The 23482-nt window shown below is 46.1% G+C and carries 26 protein-coding genes; 17 read left to right on the top strand and 9 right to left on the bottom strand.

Going from position 1 to position 23482, the window contains the following annotated elements:
- Nucleotides 1–86: 86 nt before the first annotated feature.
- The 13 genes from OH455_RS18215 (at nucleotide 87) to OH455_RS18275 (ending at nucleotide 8692) form a co-directional block, all read left to right on the top strand.
- Entirely contained in the window at nucleotides 87–296 is a 210-nt protein-coding gene (locus tag OH455_RS18215; protein ID WP_269982321.1) for a hypothetical protein, read from the top strand.
- Between the two features lie 349 nt (nucleotides 297–645).
- Nucleotides 646–1977: an aminotransferase-like domain-containing protein gene (locus tag OH455_RS18220; protein ID WP_269982322.1), complete on the top strand. Its 1332-nt coding sequence runs from the start codon at nucleotides 646–648 to the stop codon at nucleotides 1975–1977.
- A 333-nt stretch (nucleotides 1978–2310) separates the two neighbouring features.
- Nucleotides 2311–2901, top strand: a complete 591-nt coding sequence (locus tag OH455_RS18225) for a TrmH family RNA methyltransferase (protein ID WP_269982323.1) — start codon at nucleotides 2311–2313, stop codon at nucleotides 2899–2901.
- Nucleotides 2902–3033: 132 nt separating this feature from the next.
- Nucleotides 3034–3609, top strand: a complete 576-nt coding sequence (locus OH455_RS18230; protein WP_269982324.1) for an NADPH-dependent FMN reductase — start codon at nucleotides 3034–3036, stop codon at nucleotides 3607–3609.
- 260 nt (nucleotides 3610–3869) lie between these two features.
- The gene (locus tag OH455_RS18235) at nucleotides 3870–4400 is read left to right on the top strand and encodes a DUF6630 family protein (RefSeq protein ID WP_269982325.1); all 531 of its coding nucleotides are present in this window, start codon (nucleotides 3870–3872) and stop codon (nucleotides 4398–4400) included.
- 92 nt (nucleotides 4401–4492) lie between these two features.
- Nucleotides 4493–4891, top strand: a complete 399-nt coding sequence (fos, locus tag OH455_RS18240) for a FosG/FosC2-related fosfomycin resistance glutathione transferase (protein WP_045975198.1) — start codon at nucleotides 4493–4495, stop codon at nucleotides 4889–4891.
- 185 nt (nucleotides 4892–5076) lie between these two features.
- Nucleotides 5077–5463 (top strand): DoxX-like family protein, encoded by a 387-nt coding sequence (locus tag OH455_RS18245; protein ID WP_240478156.1) that lies wholly within the window; start codon nucleotides 5077–5079, stop codon nucleotides 5461–5463.
- A 155-nt stretch (nucleotides 5464–5618) separates the two neighbouring features.
- Nucleotides 5619–5960: an SH3 domain-containing protein gene (locus OH455_RS18250; protein ID WP_269982326.1), complete on the top strand. Its 342-nt coding sequence runs from the start codon at nucleotides 5619–5621 to the stop codon at nucleotides 5958–5960.
- 93 nt (nucleotides 5961–6053) lie between these two features.
- Entirely contained in the window at nucleotides 6054–6824 is a 771-nt protein-coding gene (locus OH455_RS18255; protein WP_269982327.1) for a GNAT family N-acetyltransferase, read from the top strand.
- 9 nt (nucleotides 6825–6833) lie between these two features.
- Nucleotides 6834–6956 (top strand): hypothetical protein, encoded by a 123-nt coding sequence (locus OH455_RS18260; protein ID WP_269982328.1) that lies wholly within the window; start codon nucleotides 6834–6836, stop codon nucleotides 6954–6956.
- Nucleotides 6953–7369, top strand: a complete 417-nt coding sequence (locus OH455_RS18265; RefSeq protein WP_269982329.1) for a VOC family protein — start codon at nucleotides 6953–6955, stop codon at nucleotides 7367–7369. The genes OH455_RS18260 and OH455_RS18265 overlap by 4 nt, the downstream gene beginning before the upstream one ends.
- A gap of 273 nt (nucleotides 7370–7642) precedes the next feature.
- A complete protein-coding gene (locus OH455_RS18270) occupies nucleotides 7643–8056 on the top strand; it encodes a nucleotide triphosphate diphosphatase NUDT15 (RefSeq protein WP_269982330.1) in 414 nt (137 codons plus the stop codon).
- Between the two features lie 153 nt (nucleotides 8057–8209).
- A complete protein-coding gene (locus tag OH455_RS18275) occupies nucleotides 8210–8692 on the top strand; it encodes a YbaK/EbsC family protein (protein WP_269982331.1) in 483 nt (160 codons plus the stop codon).
- Nucleotides 8693–8929: 237 nt separating this feature from the next.
- Here OH455_RS18275 and OH455_RS18280 read toward each other — a convergent pair whose 3' ends face one another.
- Nucleotides 8930–11308: an RICIN domain-containing protein gene (locus OH455_RS18280; protein WP_269982332.1), complete on the bottom strand. Its 2379-nt coding sequence runs from the start codon at nucleotides 11306–11308 to the stop codon at nucleotides 8930–8932.
- 858 nt (nucleotides 11309–12166) lie between these two features.
- Here OH455_RS18280 and OH455_RS18285 point away from each other — a divergent pair.
- From OH455_RS18285 to OH455_RS18300, 4 genes are all read left to right on the top strand, one after another.
- The gene (locus tag OH455_RS18285; RefSeq protein WP_269982333.1) at nucleotides 12167–13258 is read left to right on the top strand and encodes a ribonuclease T2 family protein; all 1092 of its coding nucleotides are present in this window, start codon (nucleotides 12167–12169) and stop codon (nucleotides 13256–13258) included.
- Nucleotides 13259–13399: 141 nt separating this feature from the next.
- A complete protein-coding gene (locus OH455_RS18290; protein ID WP_269982334.1) occupies nucleotides 13400–14179 on the top strand; it encodes a DUF6058 family natural product biosynthesis protein in 780 nt (259 codons plus the stop codon).
- Nucleotides 14180–14425: 246 nt separating this feature from the next.
- Entirely contained in the window at nucleotides 14426–14908 is a 483-nt protein-coding gene (locus OH455_RS18295; RefSeq protein WP_045975190.1) for a tetratricopeptide repeat protein, read from the top strand.
- Nucleotides 14909–15041: 133 nt separating this feature from the next.
- Entirely contained in the window at nucleotides 15042–15215 is a 174-nt protein-coding gene (locus tag OH455_RS18300; protein ID WP_157634018.1) for a DUF6435 family protein, read from the top strand.
- Nucleotides 15216–15408: 193 nt separating this feature from the next.
- Here OH455_RS18300 and OH455_RS18305 read toward each other — a convergent pair whose 3' ends face one another.
- The 8 genes from OH455_RS18305 to OH455_RS18340 all read right to left on the bottom strand — a co-directional run bounded on the left by OH455_RS18305 (nucleotide 15409) and on the right by OH455_RS18340 (nucleotide 23414).
- A complete protein-coding gene (locus tag OH455_RS18305) occupies nucleotides 15409–16137 on the bottom strand; it encodes an ester cyclase (protein ID WP_269982335.1) in 729 nt (242 codons plus the stop codon).
- A gap of 23 nt (nucleotides 16138–16160) precedes the next feature.
- Nucleotides 16161–17051, bottom strand: a complete 891-nt coding sequence (locus OH455_RS18310; RefSeq protein ID WP_269982336.1) for an EamA family transporter — start codon at nucleotides 17049–17051, stop codon at nucleotides 16161–16163.
- A gap of 3 nt (nucleotides 17052–17054) precedes the next feature.
- Nucleotides 17055–18080, bottom strand: coding sequence for a porphobilinogen synthase (gene hemB, locus OH455_RS18315; RefSeq protein WP_443088608.1), 1026 nt, complete (start codon nucleotides 18078–18080; stop codon nucleotides 17055–17057).
- An 81-nt stretch (nucleotides 18081–18161) separates the two neighbouring features.
- On the bottom strand, nucleotides 18162–19364 hold the full coding sequence (gene pcaF, locus OH455_RS18320) for a 3-oxoadipyl-CoA thiolase (protein WP_269982337.1): 1203 nt from the start codon (nucleotides 19362–19364) through the stop codon (nucleotides 18162–18164).
- Nucleotides 19357–20043 carry an alpha/beta hydrolase gene (locus OH455_RS18325; RefSeq protein WP_269982338.1) on the bottom strand — a complete coding sequence of 229 codons (687 nt, stop codon included), beginning with the start codon at nucleotides 20041–20043 and terminating at the stop codon, nucleotides 19357–19359. The genes pcaF and OH455_RS18325 overlap by 8 nt, the downstream gene beginning before the upstream one ends.
- Before the next feature lie 14 nt (nucleotides 20044–20057).
- Nucleotides 20058–20915, bottom strand: coding sequence for a 3-keto-5-aminohexanoate cleavage protein (locus OH455_RS18330; protein ID WP_269982339.1), 858 nt, complete (start codon nucleotides 20913–20915; stop codon nucleotides 20058–20060).
- Between the two features lie 209 nt (nucleotides 20916–21124).
- Nucleotides 21125–22471 carry an MATE family efflux transporter gene (locus OH455_RS18335; protein ID WP_269982340.1) on the bottom strand — a complete coding sequence of 449 codons (1347 nt, stop codon included), beginning with the start codon at nucleotides 22469–22471 and terminating at the stop codon, nucleotides 21125–21127.
- An 85-nt stretch (nucleotides 22472–22556) separates the two neighbouring features.
- On the bottom strand, nucleotides 22557–23414 hold the full coding sequence (locus OH455_RS18340; protein ID WP_206375387.1) for a helix-turn-helix domain-containing protein: 858 nt from the start codon (nucleotides 23412–23414) through the stop codon (nucleotides 22557–22559).
- Nucleotides 23415–23482: the final 68 nt, after the last annotated feature.

Here is a 23482-nt window from a genome sequence, read left to right on the forward strand (position 1 = left end):
TAAGAATTGTATCTATTACAATGTTGCAATTGCTCCTTTTAGTAAGATAGTTGTCCATTATTAAAATTTAACCAGTATGGGCGGTAATGAGTGAGTCCTGTCTCGTATTCCAGCAGATAGAAAAGAAGCGACTTCCTCCATACTCAATGTCAGTGAGTGAGCTATCAAAAAAAGGAGGCATGACCCTATATCATCACAGCAAGCTAGATTACGTGACGCTTTCAGAACGTCAAAATGGAAAAGATGAAGAGATCTTGAAGCGCGAGCAGAGGTATTGCTTGCCACAAAACTGTTAAACATAGAGTGCTGGCCTGGCGATAGCAGGAACTGCGAACCAGTTGGTGAAGTAAACTTAAATCTAGAAAGAGAAGCTGATGAATAAGTAAGCATATGACGGAATGCTTGGGTGAATGGCAGACACCGCGGACAATGTGCCGTGCAGATTGCCCGCTATTGAATAACCAAATTGTCATCACCTGAGAGAAAACAGCATCGAGTTAGACCATTACTGGGTTCCACAAACTTTGCGTTAAGCGATGAGTTTCACGCGTTAAATACTTGTATCAACAATAGTTATCTTGTAAGAATACTAAAGCATGCAAGTAGCAACATGTTTTAAAAATCATATATTTGCGAGGCCCATCAGTGAAGGCGAGATATAAAAATATTGTAGATAGATATGCGGATGCGATTAGATCTGGTCGGTTACATGCAGGTACAAAATTGCCAACGCATCGAAAACTCTCCGCAGAAGAGTCAATATCGTTAGCAACGGCTACAAGAGTCTATGCAGAGTTGGGGGCGATGGGGCTCGTCAGCGGAGAGACTGGAAGAGGCACATTTGTCAGAGACATTAGCTTACCGACAAGCCATGGCATGGACCAACAAATGATAGCCTCTGATGTAGTGGATTTGAACTTCAACTATCCAACCTTACCTGAGCAAGACGAACTGTTGAGGAATGCGCTACGCACTCTATCAGTGTCGGAAGGGGTCGATACTCATCTGCTTTACTCACCTCATGCGGGATCGAAGAGTGACCGCGAGACCTTCGCGCTCCATTTTTCAAAGCACGGAATGACCTTTAGTGCTGATGAGTTGCTCATTGTTAACGGTGCTCAGCACGGTTTAATGGTTGCAGTAATGGGGTTGCTACAGCCGGGAGATGTGGTTGCAGTAGATGCGCTTACTTACCCTGGCTTTAAAGCACTAGCTCAGCTCTATCATATTGAGTTGGTCCCTGTTTCGTTCGATTATGAGGGGCCTGACTTACGAGCACTTCGACATTTGTGCATTCAAAGAAAAATCAAAGCATTGTATACGATGCCAACCTTGCACAACCCGTTGGGCTGGGTCTTGAGCGATACACAACGCATGGAGATAGCAGAAATTGCTCGTCTCTATGATTTTCTAATTATTGAAGATACCGCTTACGGTTACTTGGTCGACAACCCTCCATTACCGATTTATCACCATGCACCTGAAAGAACGGTCTTCATTACTGGTTTTTCAAAAAATGTTGCGACAGGACTTCGTGTCGGTGTAGTCATAGCGCCCCAAACTCTAAGAGCAAATCTAGAAAGAGCAATCCGCGTGACAACATGGAATACACCATCGTTATTGACTACCATAGTTAGGAATTGGGTTGAAGATGGGGTGGTTAAACAGCTAGAGGAAAAGAAAAGAGCAGATGCTGGAATGCGCCAACGTTTGGTGAAGGAGATTTTAAGCCCGCTCGACTACATTAGTCATCCTGCATCTTATTTTATTTGGCTTCCTTTAAATGAGGGGGTTCGGTCAGACCATGTGACAACTTCGCTTATTAAACACAATATTTCGGTCTCTACAGCTGCTCCGTTTTGCGTTACTAAAGTCGTACCTCATGCACTCAGAATTGCGCTCGGTTCAGTTACACCCTCAACGTTGCGTACAGCATTACAGACTATCAAGGACTGTATTATTGATAACTATCGCTGAGATTTTCTGTGATGTCCTTGTCTAACCCTCATCCTTTACTCGACATATTCTTAACACCGCCTCTTAACATGAAATTTAATATCACAACCATCTTTCTGATATTGGTAACGATTGCTATTTTTTAGGTTTTCGTGCCGAAAGTCTTTGTTCATATATAGCCTTAAATACAGGGTTACATTGCGTATTTTGGTGTGTGTCCTGAATTTACTATGAATTTAAGTAAACTAAAATTACTTTACTCCAATGTGGTTATTTATGATAAATTATCTGTCAGTCAAGCAGATAGAAAAACGAGACTGCCTGTTATTAATATGATGTGTTTAGGATAAGATAGTGCCAGAAGAAGCAAGTAGTAAGAGTGCTCTACGAAAGAGAGCTGATGAAATAAAAGATTTTAGATGTAAAAATCTTATTGTTGTCTTAGAAAATCCTAAATCCCTAAAAAATATTGGCTCAGTTGTTCGCAATGTAAATGCACTTGGTGCAGAAAAAGTCTATATCGTAGACGAAAACCGAGATTTGCCAGAGGATTGGCAGGATATGCGCCACTGGAACCCCCTCGTAAAACCCTCTGTTTCTGCGGTTAAGTGGAGTTTCGTAAAAAGATTCGATTCGACACAGTCTTGTTTAGACCATTTAGCAGCGAATAAATTTTGTTCTGTTGCAACTTCTCCTCATATCAAAGGTAAAATCAACGTTGAGCTCAAAAACGGCGATTTTACACAAAAACGTTTGGCTATATGGTTTGGTAATGAATCCAAAGGCTTGAGTGAAAATGTAATAACATCCTCTGAGTTTTGTGTCAGCATTCCCATGTTTGGTATCATCGAGAGCCTAAATTTGGCCACTTCAAGTGGAATTGTGTTGTACGAAGTGACGAATCAACGTCGAGAATTTCAAAATCTAAAATATGGTCGTCGCTAATATCATACCTAGCAAGTTGCTCAAGATGTGCTAACAGCGTTTTACTGTTAATCAGTCTTAGTGTTTTGGTTTAGTATGATGGTTGGCGTCACTAGCCGCTTAGCAGGACGTTGGTATTCGATAGGAGAGAACATGTACATTTTGGTAGTCAGTTCGAGCTTGGACCCAAATAGTCGAAGTCGTCAAATCGCTAAGCTCTGTATTGATGAGCTACAGTCGTTGGGTAGACAGGTTAAATTTGTTGATTTGGCCGAATTTGATGTACCAAATTTTGACAACGACAAAATATATCAGACCGAACAATATAAAGCGTTACATAAACTGACGTCTGAGGCGAGTGGTATCGTGTTATGCAGCCCTATCTATAATTGGGGATGTTGTTCCGAATTAAAGAAGTACATTGAATATGTTGGGTCGACACCTCCTGACGGTAGCCTAACTGGTGCACTATTTGATAAAGTAGTGACGTTTGTCACCTCAGCGGGCCTACCTCATAGTTACATGGCCGATTCGGCGCTCTCGACGTCATTGAGTATTGACTTCAAGTGTATTATCAATCCGTACAACCTATATGTTCATAATCGTCATTGGGTCAATGATGTCCTTTCGGATGAGAGGAAGCCTAGGCTTGAAAAATCTATGAAAGTAATGGATGAACTCTGTAGTTTGCTGAGTGCTAGAACCTATAAATCTGGGTGGGAACTGTAATGCTAATAAGGTACTGGCGGATCTAACCTTCGAGTACGGTGTTTATAGTAAGTTTTAGCGAAATTCTTATATTACGCCATCACTTGGAATCGAGTTTAAGTTCACCAACACCTTTCTCATGCAGGCAGCGATCACGATTTTTTAGGTTTACGTGCGGCAAGCTCTTTTGGTGTGTGTCCTGAATTTATTGGAATTTACTGGATTTATGGTGTGATTTAGCTGTTAGATGAAAGGGAAAATTTCACCTTTTGGGAGTCTAAATGGTTTTTGTAGCGAAATTATTCATTGCCATAGTAGTGTTATTGACGCTAGCTGGGAGTTATATATTAAAGGAAAAGAAATGGCTGCTTTCCGCAATTATTTCGCCTTTGCCTGATGATGATAAAGCTAAAGTGTTGGACTTCTTTGATCAAAGCAAGAGTGAGCATTTTGATGAAAAGCTTTTGTCTACTCTTGGGGAAGTTGATGAGAGTAAATACTGGTTAATGTTCCGTATTGATTGGTGTGATACTGACGAGGTAGAGGCCCAAGCTAACGCAATGACGAAGACTTATAGCATAGAAGATAAATTTCATATTAATGTCTCAGTCGAAGGTGCGTCTGTATGGAGTTTATTAGTGGTTTATGATCGTTGGTTGCAAGAGAGAGGTTATCAAGTGGTGCTTTGGGATCAAGGCTCAGATGAATACTGTGGATTTATATGTAAGTCAGAAGTTCTTCGTCGATTTATAAGAGCAGGGAAATTATCTGGATTGAAGTTGATGAAGCTAGACCATGCAAATGAACAATAGGTTTGGTGAAGGTGTCCTCCAGCAAACCGCACAACAGAGATTCGTAACGCTTGGCACTTTTCATTCCATCGTTGGGTTTTATGGAGGAAGCGGTGATTTTAGGATTAAATCATATCACCATTGCAGTGAGTGATTTGGAGTCCTCTCTTAAGTTTTATAGAGAGACTTTAGGTTTCACTGCTCATGTAAAATGGGATAAGGGGGCTTACTTATCTGTAGGAGAGCTCTGGTTTTGTCTTTCTCTTGATGCGCCCTGCGCAAAAACTGACTATACCCATATCGCTTTCGATATTGCATCTGAACAATTTGAAACCTTTGCGAAGCGTGTCGTTTCATCGGGGGTGGAAGTATGGAAAGAGAATAAAAGTGAAGGACAGTCACTCTACATTTTGGACCCTGACGGTCACAAATTGGAGATACACTCAGGTTCGCTTGAAAGTAGGCTGAAATCCCTAACAACGAAACCATACACTGGGCTGGTTTGGCTTTAAATACAGGCGTTTCTACAAGCGGACTATTCACAGTTGGCATGATCTATTAAACCCAATCCATCAGGTATGTTTTTGGCGAAATTCATCCGTTTAGAATGGGTGATGTATATCTACTGGTTGTTTTATATGGAAATTATAAGAGGAGTCGTAATAATGCAGTGTCGTAAGTTGCGGGAGGCATTAGTGTGCTGAATATCATCCAATCAGCTCGTTATGTCATTGGACTGACGTGGATTTACCATGGATTGTTTCCAAAACTATTACAAATTGCACCATTAGAGCAAACAATGACGGGTAGCTTGGGTTTTTCCGATGAGCATACCTATATGTTGATTAAAGCCGCTGGGGTAGGCGAGGTCATCTTTGGGCTGGCTTTTATTCTGTTTTATCGGATTACATTCATTCAAGTACTCAATCTGGTTGGTTTGATCGGGCTGTTGGTTTTCGCGTCAGTTGTGGCCCCTTTCAGTCTAATGGCGGCCTTTAATCCGGTTACCACTAACGTTCCTCTGATTTTATTGGGGTGTGCTTTGTTGCAGCACACAGTAACCGTCAGTGAAAAAAAACGATAGTAAGCGCTATCAGTGGGCGCGTTGTCATTGTTTCTTCTTTAAAAAATAATAAATACAGTGAATTAAAAGATTTTAGGCCGTTTGGTAAACTCCTTTTATTCTAAGGTTAAATGTTTAAGTGGCAGAATAAGAAAGTAGGAGACTATGGAGAAATCATGGAAGTAGTGGCCATTGAAAAGCATGTATCAGAATACCCTAATCCGTTTTACTTGAAGCAAGGAGATAAAGTCTCTCTGGGTGCTATTGACGACGAGTTTCCTAATTGGATCTTTATCACGAGTGATAAAGGAGAGCAGGGCTGGGCGCCAGTTCAATATATCGAAAAGAGGCAAGGTAACTCTGAAGGCGTCTTGCTTCAAGATTATGATAACGTTGAGCTTAACACCGTCATTGGCGAAAGCTTGTCAGTGCTGTATGAACTCAATGAGTGGTATCGCGTTTCGAGGTCAACAGGAGAGATTGGTTGGGTACCCGTGCGTTCGGTACAACGCGCATAACAAATTTAAGAATGAATCGCACCGCGTGGTGTTTTTATAAATCGTAGCTCAACCTTAGCAGAGCGTTAAACGTCATTCAATATCGAGGTAACGATGCAAGATAAAAGCGCCAAAGATGTATATGGCTCTTATTTTCAATTTAATAATCAGCGAACTCTTTCCACAGATTTAGAAAGTGAGCTTTTTACGGCTGAGTCTCAAGGGTGTTCAGTTTTTGTAGACAAAACACGTAAGTATGACAACCAGATCATCATTCATGATGTTGTTTCTAAAGAAGGCTTAGAGAGTCATTTGAGTTTGTATCAGAATGGCTTTTCTCCAGAAATCTCTATCGAGCCACAGGCCAAAACCCATGAATTGCAGGCGTGGTTATCCAGCCACGAGTTCGTGCCAGCTTATGAGCATGAATTTCTCGAACTAAGAGCAGTAAACTACGTAGCGATTGCAGAAGCATCTGACGAGATAACCGTGGAACGATGGACACAAGATAATGCTGATGCGTTTCTAGCTTTACTCAAAACGTCAGGTCTAGAGTGCTCAGATGAAATTTGGCAGAAGAAACGTTCACTGTACTGCACAGATACCTTTCGTTGTTATGTTGCAAAAATAAATGGCGAGCCGTGTGCGTGGGCAACGAGCTTTATCGACAATGAATTTGCAATATTAGCCAATGCGTATACACAAGAGAACTCTCGTTCAAATGGTTGTCAAACAGCTTTGCTGAGAGCGAGAATCTCAGATGCCATCTCTCTGGGTGTAAAGGTGCTTTTAACGGATGTCATGCCAAACAGCACGAGTAGTAAGAATTGTAAAGCGGTTGGTTTTTCTCGTGTTGGTGTCCGAAGCGTGTGGTGTAAAGACTAGAGAACTACTATGAAATTTAGAGCAGCTTACAACGCTCGGCAGGGTACTCCTAACGTTAGCCAGTGTTTAAGCAGAGATGTTTACGTTTGTGGTATGCTGCTGGTCGACATCTTTAACGAAGGAATACGATGAAACAGAGCATTGTCCATGTCGCTTTAGTGGTGAAAGACTATGATGAGGCGATTGATTTTTACGTAAACAAGCTCAAATTTGAGCTTATTGAAGACACTTATCAGCCTGAACAAGACAAACGTTGGGTGGTTGTGGCACCACCAAACTCTCATGGTGTTACCTTGTTATTGGCTAAAGCCTCTAAACCAGAGCAACATGACTTCATTGGTAATCAAACCGGCGGTCGAGTCTTTCTGTTCCTCAATACTGATGATTTCTGGCGTGACTTTGAACGTATGAAAGCGATAGGTATTAAGTTCGTTCGAGAGCCAGCTGAACAGGACTATGGAACGGTCGCTGTATTCGAAGATTTGTATGGAAACCTATGGGATCTTCTTCAATTAAACCCCAATCACCCAATGGCGACAAGGTAGCATAACACAAGCAATCAATTCGCCTTTTCCAACATAATATGCAGCATATGGAGGATTGGTGTAAGGTTTCTACCGTGTTCACACTGTCACTTGGCGAAGAGAATCAACTTAACATCGCTATCTTCTTCGCTAAATTGTCGTTTGTTTTCGCGGTCGTTCACATTCTGCGACTAAAACAGACATCTACCACATGTTGCGACTAATACGAGGGTGGATGTCTAGGATTTGTTACTTAGTGACATTGAATAAAAGGTTTTCAAAAAGGAGTAAAGTTTGAATAAGGAAGTACGAGTAGGTGTCGCTGCGGTCATTCTGAGGGAAGGACGTGTTTTACTCGGGGAGCGTATTGGTTCTCACGGCGCTCATACATGGGCGACACCCGGCGGGCATCTTGAGCTGGGTGAAAGTATTGAAGAGTGCGCAAAGCGTGAAACACTCGAAGAAACAGGTTTATCTGTCGACTCGTTTACCAAATTAGGTTTCACCAATGATGTTTTCGAAAAAGAAGGTAAGCACTACGTAACATTGTTCGTGGTAGCTTCTTGTTCTAGTGGAGAGCCTGAGGTTATGGAACCGGATAAATGTAAGCAGTGGCAATGGTTTGAGCTGGACCAACTCCCTGAGCCGTTGTTTTTGCCTCTAACAAACTTAATGAAGGAATCGGTAAACTTCAGTCAATATGGCTAACAAATTCGTCAAGAGAAAAATGCAATGCATAGCATATTTCTTACCCATTCGTTTTAACGTTTAATATGGTGTGCGGCGGTATTGGTCTTGCGTTGCTCACCCTTCAATAGTGCGGTATGTTTATCGTCCAGTCAGCGAAACTAAGGAGAGTATATGTCAAAGGAACTGAAGTCTTCGTCAATGAAAGTACAAGAGTTTTTATCTCAAAACGGCCAAGATTTTGTCGTGCAGGAGATGCCTAATTCTACACGTACAGCATCGGATTCTGCTGAATCTATCGGGTGTACAGTTTCCCAAATAGCCAAGTCGTTGATCTTTAAGCATGGTGAAACAGGTGAGCCTGTGCTCGTTGTTGCCTCTGGCTCTAACATGGTTTGCGCTGACAAAGTCAAACATGCGACGGGGATAACTCTTACCAAAGCCGACGCTTCTTTTGTACGTGACAAAGTGGGTTACGCTATAGGCGGAGTACCGCCCGTCGCTCACAATTCATCAGTCCACACCATTTTAGACCAAGACCTAAATCAGTACTCCGAAATCTGGGCAGCAGCAGGAACACCCAATTCAGTATTTAAGCTGAATCCACAGAATTTAGGTCAACTTACTCAGGGACAGTGGATAGATTTAGCCAAATAAACAGCACACATATTTCAAGTCGGAATCGCAACCCGCGGCATTTTGATGATGCGTCAGCTTCGTATTGTGTTGGTCGCTCTTATTAGGAAATTGAGGGTACTTTGAAAATAAAAGGTGAAAAACACAATGCAATCAACTAATCAGTGTGTTCTCTTAGTGATACAAACGCGTATTTTTCACTGGTAAACCATATCGAAAAAAGGCGCGAGATCGCGCCTTAAATGTAGTTACATAGAATCAATTGGTTGAAAAGGTCCAAGCTTTACTGCTTTCATCATTGCAATTGATCACTACTGCGCGGTAAGAATTCCACTGGTTGGCTTGCATGGATTTGAGACACTTTCCGGTACTGCGATTTCGGATCTGGAACTTGTCGTTATTGTAAGGTCCCAAGAAATCCCAGGTGGCGTTGTCATTGGCTGTACTAACGGTAGCCATGGCAGCAAAGTCATACTCATTGGCTCCTTCGTCCGCTAAGTAAGTTCGATTACCAGTGTCCATAAGCAGATACCCATCGTTGTAGCTTTCCAACGACAAATGCTGTTTCGACAGGCGGCAGTTGCTCACGGCGTAGCCGTCGGGTGAACCAGCGACGTTGTATTTTTTCGCCAAACAACGACCATCGTCTTCAAGCGCGAGGTTTTGTCCTACTGGTGGGGTTTGGTATTCGAGAGCCCATACTTCAGCCGCTACATCATCGCCACACGCTTGGACGCTGGTACCCGACATCATGCATTGTCCTGTCGATTTATTACGCAGGGCAAAATAGCCATCCCCATTCGTATCAAGGATATACCACACGCTGTCTCCGTTGATGGAAATCGTGCCCCCAGCGCGTGGCGCATCATTATAATAGTAGGTTGTGCTGGAAAAGACTATCCCACTGCTTTGATGTTTGAGGTATGCGGCGTCCGTCCAGCGCTGGACCTCGTAGCCATCAGCCAGTTCGGTCAGCACAAATTCATACGCGTTGGCACTGCACGCTTCGCTGAGACAAGTCTGAGTTTGAACATTTTTGAATCGTACTAAGCGGTCATCGGTGGGTACATGGCTACCATCGATGTTCCAAACGTAGGTGTCCAAAGAACAATTGGTCGTCATTACCGCAGCACTATCATCAGCCTGCAAGCACAATTGGGTATGCTTGTTACGGATCTGATAAACACCAAGTGTATTTGGTCCATCTAAATACCACGTAGAATCGGTGCCGCGTACAGAGCGGATTACAAACCCCGTGTCTACTTCTCCTTTGTCTTTGAGGTAACGCGCGTCTTCGCCCCGCATAATAGAGTAACCATCGCTGTAAGGTTCAAAAATAAAGTGGTTGGCGTTGGTTTTGCAGTAAGCCGATAATTGTCCGGCGGCGTTCATACAGCGATTGTGCTCGGTGTGTCTTAGGCGTAATGCGTTATGAAAGTCAATGGATCCGGTTGAGTTAAGGTGTTCATTACGTGTTTTGATGAGATTGGTTAGATCCCACGCATCAATCACATGGGCCAAGTCGTAGAGTGTCGCTTTGACGTCTGTGATCTTGGAGTTTGGATCCACCAGGGATTCGTTGTACACCTGAGCCACGCGACTTTCTCTCCAAGTAGTACACAGCGAGCTCGGATAACTGGTGTAACCGCTGTACTCATCGGTGTAGGTTTCTCCGTTACACTGACCAATGAACGAGGCTCGGTAGTCCATCAGTTTAGAGTTGTTCAGATCGACGTTAATTGAGATCAGATTGGCATTTCGGCCATTGACGACTACCTTTAGGCCGATTTGCTGAAGAGTCTCGCTCCACAGTCCTTGTTTGACATTCATGAAATCAAAAAAGGTTCCGTAGCCAAGACTGCAGTTGTAATCGTAGGTCTTTGCTGAGATTGGACGAGTCAGAACCGATTCGATATCGATGTTGTAGTCATAAACATCGAATAGAGTTGCATACGACGGTAGCGCATCGTTGTCCAACCCACTCCAATAAGGTGGTTCTGAGAGGTTTTGACAATAGTGGTCGAACTCTGCACGATGCAAAAACGCCATTTGCATGGCCGCAACAAACCCAGGGATGGTAGTGTTGGCCAGCGTATCAAATACAGCGATAGAGCCTTGCCCGTTCTCCATATCGGCAAAGCGATCTTGGATCTTGTACGCCAATTCATTGGCTAAATCCGCGTAGCGCTCTGCGGCCTCAAACTGGTAGTAGTCCAACCCAGATGAGACATTGCGCTGTACGTCATGGATAATGGTTTCTAAAGCGTACATGTCGTCGGTCAATTGGTCGACTTCCAAACTCGATAAGCGTGATTCAAACTGGGCGAGACACGCGACCAACTCGGGGTCAGCGCCAGTTACATTTTTTTCGGCGATGCCGCTGGTAATGGTGAAATACAAGATGGGATACAAGGTGGCAAGAGCCGACAGATCAGATGAACTACCAAGTGCAAGGCCTACTAAGCTACGAACCAAAGTGGTCGAAGCGGCTTGGTAGTCAACGGACGTGGAAGTACTGCTAGTTTTGGAGGCGTAGTCATAGCATGCGCCATGAAGGCCAGAAGCTTGCACCGAGGACGTTGTGATGGCGGCGCCTAGCCCAAGCGAAACGGCTAACGCCAGAGTAGGTTTTTTCATAGTCTCTCTCTTATTATTAATTTGTGAGATAAATAGGGAGTACCAAATGTCATTGGTCTAGCCCGCAAGGGGAGTTCCGTCTCTGTATATCCAATAAATGAATACAAGTAAGAAAATTATTACAAAATAAAAATTACCATTTACAAAGTTGTAACATTTGGAGGGCGCGATTATAGGGGGGCAATGGTGGATAATGCAACCGTTCCCACGATAGTGGGAGGGTTTGGGAGTTTAATCTAATATACTGATAAATATATACTTTATATCTTAATAATAAGGCTCATCCGACCACGAGGTTTAAGCTCTTGCCTTACGCAAAGTTAGATCCTGATCTCTTTATCAACACACCTACTCCCTATCTCAATTGGACTCTCACGAAGCCCAAGGGCGCAATATTACCTGTTTGTGTATTGAGCCCGACTTAAGGAACAATATGTCATACGAATAGTGGGAATTTATTGTCTGCAAGGAAAGTCGGTTTCTCAGCATATTGTGAAAAAGTGTGGTGGGCTGCTAACCAATGTTAGTCCAAGTTATTGTATTCAAGATGGGGTAGAGCAAGATCTCATTATTTATCATCTACCTACCTAATTGGCTTTGCGACAGATGTTATTCTAGCGTAATTGGAGGAACAGCAAAGTATCAGTTAGTTAAAAATATAAAATAGAGCACGTAATTTAAACAAGTTGATTGGCCTCAAGTTAGATCCGTTAGACCATGATGACTGCCACCCAAAGCAGTTTGGGAACGGGAACTCAAAGCAGAACAACCTACAAAGGTTCCGAACCTATACGCTTGTATGCATTACTATAAAGCGGTCAATCCATCACCGATAGTCAACGTCAAAGGAAAAAGAATATGATTCGTTTTAACAAAGGGTTTGTACAGTATTGCAGGCTTTTGATTGCCTTGCTGATGAGTGTATTGTGGGCTCCGGTAGTGACGGGCGCTCCCCAACTGGCAAGCGGTACCTTTGTAGCCAACCAATCTTGCCCAGCCTACCAAAGTAAAAACAAACAGACTAACCCTGGTCAGTGGATGACCCAAGCCCAGCGTCATTATCAGATCAACGAGGTGATTGATTCTCCAGTTCTGTCTTGGGTACGGATCACGGTTCCAGGTGCTGAGCCTGAACTACGTTGGGTCAATGCCTCCTGCGGTGAGGCGACCTATCAAGCACGTAAGCCTCAGGAACAAGGTGCTCTTAGCACCTTTTGTCGCACTCCAGGGAAAGCGACTTCGTATGTGTTTGCAGTGTCTTGGCAGCCGGGTTTTTGCCAGACCGTCTCCAATTACGATCCTAAGCAGAAACCGGAATGCGAAGTGCGCGATGAAAGCGTTAATTTTGCTAGCAATTTTGTTATTCATGGCCTGTGGCCTAATCACCCAAAATGTAATGGGCAGAATAAACGCCCTTGGTATGGCTATTGTGGCGACGTTCAAGGTAAACCCGAGAAGAACCCGAATACGCCGACATTCTGTGATTACCCGCCTGTTGAGTTGTCAAAAGACGTTCGTCGCCGACTGGGTCAAGCGATGCCAAGCGCAAAATACGGTTCGTGTCTACAACGACATGAGTGGCACAACCATGGTACTTGTCAGACGGTTTGGGATGCTGATGGCTACTATAACCAGTCTATGGTGTTGCTTGAACAGGTGAATATGTCGTCGTTTGCCCGCTTCGTGCGAACTCACATTGGTGAAGAGGTGGCGGTCAAAGATCTTAGAGTCGCATGGCAAACGGCGTTTGGCCAAAACACCGATCAGCAGTTAAGGCTTCAGTGCCGCTCTCACGCCAAGCGTTCTTATTTAACAGAATTGCAAATCGCTCTGCCTCTGGAGGTTGAAAAGCAGACCGAACTGGCTGCGTTGCTTCATATGGCCGAGCCGGGGAAATTTAGGCAAGGAAAGTGCGGTGAAAAGGTGTACATCGATCCCATCGGGCGTTGAACTATGTTCTAAATCATGAGCGTTATTGAACAATCAGTGAGGCTAATGTCCCCGTGCTTGGCCTGAGAGTACGGGGACAGACATCCACGGTTCGATGCTCATCGAAGTAAAGTCTTGCTACATAGATATACTGAGCCGAAGATGACCAAACGGGCGGTACAAGTTGCCCCGTACAACCACGCTCGCATCGCTGGTGGCGACGCGGCGACAATCAGGATAAAGCCTTTGAAATCTCTCCCCTTACAAGACTATTTGAACACTCATTATCTTCGCCGCAGTGAGCTGGCGGAGAGGCTCAGTGTCCGCGCAGAAATGCTCACCCAGCTTATCGCATCCGGTATGATCCCATCATGGTCATATAAAGTAGAAAAGGGCTCAGTGTATACGCAAGTGTTTGGCCAACATTCAGCACACGGCTGCGTCAGCGATGAGTATTTTTCCCCGTGTGTCATTGACTGGTATCACCGCCATAGGCGGCAGTTCCCAGATTATGAAAATATTCCCAACCTTTCCGACCAACTTCGTGGTCAGTTTTTGGTGACGTTTGCAGAGACGGCGAGCGCAAATGTCGGTTTTAGGACAGTCTTTGCAGAGGCGATGAACGGTTCGGACACCTTGCAGGCAATGGCAGCCTCCACTTGGCAGCATCACCTGCAAGGAACTTTTGGGGTTTGCGTGCGTCAACCATCTAGTGTGGTTAAACTGATTGAAAAACAAGTCGCCGTGGCGGCGCTGACTCGTATAACGAACAATGGTCAAAAAAACACATACACTGAACAAGAGCGATGCGATTGGCTTCAGTGGGTCTCGATATACGATCAAGTTGCCATGCCATTTTCGCCTGTTGACTATCCGCAATCGAGCCGAAAACGCTTGGTCGATGACGTGTTGCGATTCTTAAATCCTAACAAATGGCAATAGCCGCTCACATTAGCGTAAATCTAGGCTGAGCGGATGGGCCAAGCTGTGATGGTGGTGTGCTTTCTGTTACAAGACAGATGACGGCGTGCCGCGTTTGGCGCTATGGTCGAGATAATGCCTCCACACTAAAGCGAAAGCAATTGATAGGTGGTAACTGGTGTGACGAGGTAAAACGTCCTACAGGACCACTGACACTCATTGAGGTCGCACAACGTTTAGCAACGGGGCCAATACCAAGAGGAATGTATGGAAGATATCATTAATCAGGCGATTAAGTTGCGCCGAGACGAAAATTACTGTGAGTCCAGATCCTTGTTGGGTTCATTATTGACTAATGAAGATTATGCTGCCAAAGCGCATCTGCAGATCGCGTGGTCCTATGACAATGAGGGCAAAGAGCAAGAAGCTATTAAGCATTACTTAGCGTCGCTGGCGGGGCAGTTGTCCAGTAGTGAGCGTCTAGATGCATTATTTGGCTTGGCCAGTACTTATCGAAGTCTAGGGGAGTACGCCAGCGCTTTGAACTATTTTGAACAAACGCTGAGTGAGTACCCAGATGCCATTGAGGTGCGTCCTTTCTACGCGATGTGCCTGTACAATGTCGGCCGCTCTAAACAAGCCGTTGAGCTATTGCTAGAGCTACTTGTATCGACCACTAACAGCGATGCGATTAGCGCCTATCAGCGTGCGATTCTACTCTACAGTGAAGACTTGGATAGAACGTGGTAGGGCCGAATATGAGGGTGGTGGCTCAAAATTCGGTGGATGTTTGCCATGTGTATGTCGTCTAATATAGGGGATATTTGACCTAAATGATGAGAGGGTGCGTATAGAGTAAAAAAATACACCAAAGAAGGTCACAATGTTTTCATTTCTTAAAAGTAATCCGATGAAAAAGCTCAAGAAACGTCATTCCATGTTGCTTGAACAAGCGATGCAAGCCCAACGACGTGGAGATATTCGCACCTACTCGCGCCTAACCGCAGAAGCGGACGAGCTTTACGGTCAAATCAAGGCTTTGCGCTCTGAACACTAAGACACTAGTCGATACGAATCGCAGCAGGCTCGGATTCATGCTCACGCTAAGTGTGTCCTCAAACAAAATTACTTAACGCATGGATAAGCCGAGTTTATCTCCGTGCTATGTCTGACATTTTGAGCTGTTGCAGGTTTGCGTGTTCCGCTCTGACTCCTCAGTTTTGTATGTGGGTAACTAACTCTTGAGCACACTAGGCGGCTTGTTTGAGGTAGAGGCCCATTCGGATCAGCAGTTCAATCGTATTGTTTTCACAGATGTAGGCCATAAACATTTTTTTGTTGCTGACGTTGAGCAACTCGAAGGCGCGCTTGAGGTGGGTTTGCACCGAACTGTCTTTGATGTGCAACGTCGACGCTACTTCTTTGACTGACAAACTCAGAGTCGAGAGCGACAGGCACTCGACTTGACGGCGAGTTAAGAATGGAGAAAGCAATTGCGGGATGATCGAATACAATTCATCTGACACCTTGTTTGACTTTATCGATGCTGAGCTCGGTGCATAGCCATCGATTAGCTGATTTAGCAGGCCTTTTGTATCGACAACGGACGCGTAGTGACTGACTTTATTATTGACGAACGTCAATTGGGAGCGGCCCTGATAAACCAGTCCTTTGCCTGTCGCGGACACGCCTAGAAATTCACCTAAATGTGTGCCTTTGGCGCTCCATTCGATAACGATGTTGTTGTCGAAGGTGGTTACTCGGTCTTCCTTGTATTCGAGCGTCGGAAAGGCGCGTTGCCACACTTTCAATGTCTCACAAAAAGAGCTGGAACCGACCGACAGTTGAAGCGGGCTTTCAATCACAGTGTTAGAGGTCATAACGTCGGTAACGGCCTCTGTCACTTTGTCATTCCAAATGCGATCCATAAGCTGACGTGCGGTCTGAACGCACGGTTGACGATGAGTGAAAATACGCACCTTCCTTTGTTGTACGTGTCGGTCTACGCTTTTCTCAGACGTTGAGCGAGCGTGGTGAACTTGGTGGCAGGGAGACTGCCAATCAATAGCCCTAGAGCAATCAGGCTACAGCTTACCACTTTTTGGGTAGTAATTACCTCATCAAACCAAACACTTGAACCAAATAAGGCAAACAGGGGCACAAGAAGTGTAAATGGAGCAACATGTGATAGGTGATAAGACATCACCAATTTATTCCAAATCCAGTAGCCAAATAAGGTGGTGAAGTACGCCTGATACACAATGGAAAAGGCCCCAGACAATGTCATATGGTCAATTAATGTAGTTAGCCCTTGCGTGCCCACCTGAAGATAAGACAGGAAACACAGCGGTATAGGGGCAAAAAGCATCGACCACACACTGAAGGCGAACACCTGTTTCGTTTGGGAGCGCTTGAGTATAACCCCTGATAACGACCAACATAAGGCTGCGATCAAAATCAGCCCCACACCTGCTGAAGTGACAGAGCCGTCAGTCACCGTCAAACTGAGCGTAAGACCGCACAAGGCGATCACTGCTCCTATTGAACGTTGAGGACTGACTGACTCTTTGAGTAACCACCAGCCTAGCCCCAAACCGAACACTACGTTGGTTTGGATCAGTAAAGCGGCCATACCTGGAGATAAGCCCTCACCGATTGCCCAAGTAGATAGCCCCCAAACCCCAACTGAAAATGTCAGACCATAGGCCGCGAGGTATCCCCAGTGGACGTCAGGTTTCTTAACAAAAAAGACCGCTGGGATCGCTGCTAAAGTAAAGCGCAATGCGGTCAACAACATGGGGTCTAGAGCTTCCAACCCCAGTTTGACGACAGAAAAATTTAGCCCCCAAATTGCCATGATGAGCACACATAGGGTGTAATCTTTTAAGCTCATGCCTTACTCCGTTATTGGCATCGTACTTAGTGCTGCTTGCTGCCACAACGCGAACTGCTTGGCAAAGTAAGTGACAATGAGATCAGCGCCAGCTCGTTTAAAACCGGTTAGGGTTTCCAACACCGCTTCCTGCTCGTTGATGATGCCCATTTGTGCTGAGCATTTAATGGCCGCGTATTCTCCGCTGACCTGATAGGCAGCCAGAGGAAGCCGTGTTTGAGAGCGCAACTGAGCTAAGACGTCTAGGTATGGGGTGCCGGGTTTCACCATCAAGATGTCAGCACCTTCTTGCTCATCCAGAATGGCTTCACTGAGAGCTTGACGTCCGTTGGCATAGTCGAGTTGATAGGTACGTCGGTCACCCTGAAGTTCACACTCCACTGCTTGACGAAATGGGCCATAAAACGCCGACGCAAACTTCGCACTGTGCGCGAGGATCGCCACTTTATTAAACCCGGCGGCATCTAAACCTCGACGGATCGCCCCGACCTGACCATCCATCATTGACGATGGAGCGAGCATATCGGCTCCAGCCTCTGCGGCATTAACACATTGCTTGACTAGGTTCGCCACTGTTTGGTCATTGTCCACGTCCTGATCGGTGATGGCACCACAATGTCCGTGCGTCGTATACTCACAGAAACAAATATCGGGAATCACCATCATGTCTGGGCATGCTGACTTAATTGTACGAATCATACGGCTGAGCAGGCCGTCTCGCTGCCAAGTGTCGCTGCCGATGTCATCTTTGTGATGACTGACTCCAAATGGCATGACGCAGCGGATCCCCAACGCATCCAGTGTCCTGATCTCATCGGCCAGCTTGGATTCAGGGAGTCTTGTTAACCCTGGCAGGCCAGTGATGGGCACTGGAGAAGAGAGGTTTTCTTCAATAAAGAGTGGATAAACTAAATCGCACAGTTGTACATCATGTTCACGAACCATGGTGCGCATGATCGGGGTGGTGCGTAAACGGCGAAGACGTTGGGTGATCCCTAGTTGAGGGGTAGAGCTGGAGGACGATTCCACAGAGGTGACTCCTTAATGTGGGTATTGAGAAAGGCGACGAAAGGCTCCAAGGCCATGACGTCGCCCGAATAAGAGCAAAAATCAGATGCGCTCGATGATCATGGCCATGCCTTGGCCGACGCCGATACACAGACTACATAGTGCATATCTTCCCTTTTGCGAGGCCAACTGATTCATCGCCGTTCCAATCACCCGAGCCCCGCTCATGCCTAGAGGATGGCCGAGTGCGATCGCGCCACCATTGGGGTTGAGGCGTGGATCATCAGGACTAATGCCTAAATGTTTGACCACGGAGATCACTTGAGATGCAAAGGCTTCGTTGAGCTCAATCACATCCATTTGGTCAAGAGATAGTTGAGTCAGTTCCAACACCTTTTTTATCGCCGGTGCTGGACCAAAGCCCATTATGCTGGGTTCTACGCCCGCGCAGGCCGTGGCGACGATGCGTGCCTTGGGCGTCAATTGGTGTTCGCTCAGTGCTGACTCTGAGGCAATTAAGAGTGCTGCGGCTCCATCGTTAATGCCAGATGCGTTGCCCGCCGTAACAGTGCCATGTGCCTGCACGACGGGTTTAAGTTTGGCTAAAGTCTCGAGAGTAGATAGCCTAGGATGTTCATCAGTATCGACCACTAACGGATCTTGACGCCGACGCTGTACCTCGGTTGGCACGATTTCGTTGCAGAAGAAGCCGCGTTCTTGCGCCGCCGCGTATTTGGTCTGACTTGAGCGAGCAAATAGATCCTGCTCGTGTCGGCTGATGCCAAATTTAATGGCAAGGTTTTCTGCCGTTTCTGGCATTGTGCATGCGCCATACTGCGCTTCTAGCTTAGCGTTGATAAAACGCCAACCCATGGTGGTGTCATAGAGTTCAGCGTTGCGTGCGAACGGAGCATCGGTTTTTCCCATTACGTAAGGAGCGCGTGACATTGATTCGACTCCTCCGGCAATGATAAGGTTGGCTTCGCCCGATTTAATGGCCCTCGCGGCCGTGGATACTGCTTCCATCCCAGAGGCACATAGTCGGTTGACGGTAGAACCCGGTACTTCAGTGTCCAGTCCGGCAAGCAGTAAACTCATCCGTGCCACATTACGGTTATCTTCGCCTGCTTGATTCGCACAGCCTAAAATAACATCGTCGACACGGCGCCAATCGACCGTGGTATGACGCTCAGTGAGTGCTTTTAAGGGAATCGCTGCGAGATCATCAGCTCGGATCGAGGATAAGGCGCCGGCATATCGACCGATCGGGGTTCTGACGAAGTCACACAGGTAAGCATTAGACATGGGCAACCTCCTCATCTGCTGGCGCATAGCACGCGGTGATCAAGCCTCTGGCAAGTTCGATTTCCGCTTGACTGACGTGATGCGCGCGTTCGCTCGCGATCTCAAGATGAACCTGTGCACCGAGTTGGTCAAAGTAGGTGGCCGTTTGCGTCACGCGTTCGGCGGGGACCCAAGTATCAGTGTGACTACCTGATAGCAACATAGGCATGCCTTCAAATACTGGCTTCGGAGCGGAGGCCACAGGACACTCTGGACCAAACAGGCCACCAGTGAACACAATGGCACCGCCCAATGGTTGCAACGCGCGTCGAACGAACTCGGCGGCCATGCATGCACCTTGAGAAAAGCCTATGATCCAGATCCGCTGCCTTTTGACCCCTTGTGAGAGTATGGCTTGAAGGATCTGATCGATGACCTCTAATCCTTGATCCAATTGAGGCTGGTTGTCGTTGAGCTCGCGAGTGAATCCACGTGGATACCAAGTAGTCTCTGGCGCACTAGGTAGATAGTACGTCGCTTCCGTCAGAGCTAATTTATCAATCAGAGTCGCCATATCGTCTTCGGTTTGTCGGCGACCATGCAAAAGGATCACGACAGGGTTATCGTCACTCAACGGTGCTCCTGCTGTGCTCAGTGTATACGGGTGAATGTCAGTTTGAAGGGGTAACACAATCGTCATTCCTTGTCTTTGGGTTAAAGTGTCATTGCTGCGATAGGGGCGGTTTGGGTGTTACTGAGGCCTAATAGGGCTTTGGCGTCATCCACGGTGGCAACATCTCTGCCCAGTTCGTGAGATAGCCGGACAATACGGTCGACTAGCTGGGCGTTGCTGGTGGCGAGTTCACCTTTGCGATAGTAGATGTTGTCCTCGAGCCCCGTACGCACATGGCCGCCGAGTAAAATCGAATAAGTGTTGAGCGGCAGCTGTGCTTGACCGATGCCGATGGCTGACCAAAGACTGTTGGCTGGCAGGCTATCCACCAGATGAAGCAAATCTTTGCAGGTTGGGCGTACCCCGCCGTGAATTCCCATCGCAAAGGCAAACATTAATTTCTCGCCAAGGTAACCTTGTTGCTGGAGCGTGACAGCTTCGTGGATGACACCAGAATGGTAGATTTCAATCTCCGGTGTGACCTGATGGGCTTTGAGTGCCAGCGCGAGTTTTTTTGCCAATGCGGGACTATTAATGAAAGGTTTATCACCATGATTGACCGAGCCACAGTTGAAAGAGGCGATTTCTGGACGATACTCGAGGTGGTTCCAAGCATCTTCTTCCGGTCTATCTTGGGGTAGGTTTAAGCCCGATGTACTGAGGTTGAGAAGGATGTCAGAACGCTCGCGGATGCGTTCTATGATTTCGCGCCACACCGATTGGTCGTAGCTGGGCCGGCCGGCGTCATCCCGAGCGTGAATGTGTGCCACACTTGCCCCCGCTTGGCTGCATTGCACGACAGCGTCAGCAATCTCCTTCGGGGTGTGTGGAATAGCGGGTTGCTTACTTCTTGGGGTTATACCGCCGTTAACTGCGGCGGTGATAATTAATTTGTCCATGTGTTTCAATTATTTATATTATTAAATCACCTTCATAATAAATGTATAAAATTAAAGTAATGTCCCCAAAAAATGGTGACGAAAGGGATTTTTTCAGTACAAGCGTGCAGTTCATGGCGACGCAAGGTACCTAAGAGCTTGCAATTTGGCCGAGGCTTAGCAACGTCTTCCCGATGACGCACGGAATGAAAATAACCAACTCGACCGTGTTACCTATGCATATAGCGAATAAACCATCGTTTCTTCGGACAATACTTGGATAACAAGGATAGGCTGATCACAGCGGTGATTGATTCAGCAAATAGAACGCTAGCCCATATACCGTCGTGAGGAAATACCACGGGCAGCAGGAAAACGCCGAGCAGCACAAATATGAAGCCTCGGCTTACCGAGATCAGTGTTGCCTGTTTAGGCCTTGCGGTGGCTTGGAACAGATTGGCGATGACCATATTCAGTCCCATGAGTGGGACGCCGAAGAAGTAGAATGTAAGGGCTGTAGTTGCAAGAGGAAGTAAGTCGTTTGTGCTGCCTAAATAAAACGATGCAATCACAGGAGCGAACAGCCAGATACCTAACAAAAATAGAGTACCACTTCCGATAGCAGTTTTGCCTCCTAATAGCAAAATGTCATGAAGGCGATCAGGACGATTTGCACCGTGATTAAAGCTAATTATAGGCTGACAAGCTTGAGCAATCCCCACCATCGTAAACAGAGCGAACACGCCGATATTGGTCGTTAAGCCGTAGGCGATGATATGACGTTCGCTAAATCGGGTGAGCAGGACGTAGTTAAACAACACTATGGTCATGGCGGTAGTAACTTCTATAAAGAATGTCGGAGTACCAAGACTGATAATCGCTTTTGCTCTACTGATTCCTATGCCTTGCAGGTTAAGCTTTAGCGTTCCTTGTTGTCGCACGAAGTGACTAAGAAGAATGAAGACGATCAGAGTTTGAGCAATGGCGGTGCCATAAGCGGCGCCTTTCATACCCATATTCATTGGGATGATAAACAGGTAATCGAGAATCAAATTGACGATGGCTCCAAGCGACAAAGCGTAGGTCGCCAACTTGGGGTTAGTATCATTGCGGACAAAACTCGATAACACCCAAGCCAGTGAGTAGACCACAAAAAACGGTAGCATGGCGGACATATATTCATGGGCCAAGTACGCGATATGACCCGATGCACCAGTGAGAGCAATCAGTTCGTCTAGCCAGATCATGGCGCCAATCACAGCAATGCCAGAGAGCCAGATAACGAGCAATAGGGATTGGTTAAACCAGATTTGCTGGGATTGTGTCTTACCTGCGCCTTGTTCGATCGACATGTTGGCTGCGCCACCGATGCCAACCATCATTGCAATGGCGGTAAACAGTGCGAAAGGAGGGGTTATGAGAGCGATCGCGCCCAATCCATCCGCTCCGACCCCTATACCGATCACGAGTGCATCGCCCATGATGAACAGAGACTTTATTAACATGCCAGCGAGAGCTGGCCAGAGGTACTGATAGAAAGATGTGGAAACTGGGTTCGTTTTTAGATCAATGGTCATAATGTACAAAGTGCCCGAGAATGTTGGATACGTGGACGGGTATTATCAGTACATCTTCTTATTCAGGTAAGGGACGATACGCCTTTTATGTTGTATTATTTGAACATCTTAGTCTAAATTTGGCCGGTGACTCCTTCCTCTGTTTACGATAGAAGCGGCTAAAATACGCTGGATCTTCAAAACCCAATTCGAGGCCGATGGTTTTGATGGTCTTGGTTGAATGTGCCAAGTCTCGGTTAGCTTCAAGGATAAGTCGCTCATGAATCAATTGTGTCAAAGTTTTGCCTCGCTCAGCTTTGAGGAGCTCGTTGAGACGTTTACTAGTAAGAGCCATTTTATCGGCATAAAATGCGCACTTTTTCTCCGTTCGATAGTGTTGTTCGATGAGAGCGAATAATTGATTAATCCTCGGATCGCGAAGTTTTCCTTGCTCGTTTTTGAAACTGGCGTAGCGCAGTAAATAGCGTAAAAAACCTTCGATAAGGGCACTGATCAACCCCAGATCAATTAACTCTTGGTCGCGTTTACACTCTTCTTTCAACATATGGAACAACGGCGACAAATAGATAAGGGCTTCTTCGTGGCAATCAATATAAGGAGGCTGGCCACTATGAGGTCTAAACACTTGGTCGATCAAGTGAGTGCCGCGCGATTGGTTGTCGATTAAACCCGATGCAAACACGAGCAAACGGACGTTGTTGCCCATAGATTCAGAGAAGTGTACCTGTCCCGGTGCTATGGTGAAGAAACGGTGGCGACGATTATCATACTCAATGAAATCGATACTCTGTGTGCCTTGGTTTTCTTGGCACCACACTAGTTCCCAGTAGTCGTGGCGATGAGGCTCAAGAAATGGGCCTTCTTGCTGACCGGAAATCTCAATGGCTTGACAAGGTTGTTCAAGCTTGAGTTGAACATTAGGGATCACGGTTCTGGTGTTCATGGCAAGTTAGTGCTGTCCGCGTGATGACGAAAGCATAGGGTACCATTGCACCTGTTAGATTGGTACAT

It is taken from the genome of Vibrio sp. T11.5 (assembly GCF_027587155.1).
GTDB classification, from domain to species: domain Bacteria; phylum Pseudomonadota; class Gammaproteobacteria; order Enterobacterales; family Vibrionaceae; genus Vibrio; species Vibrio neptunius.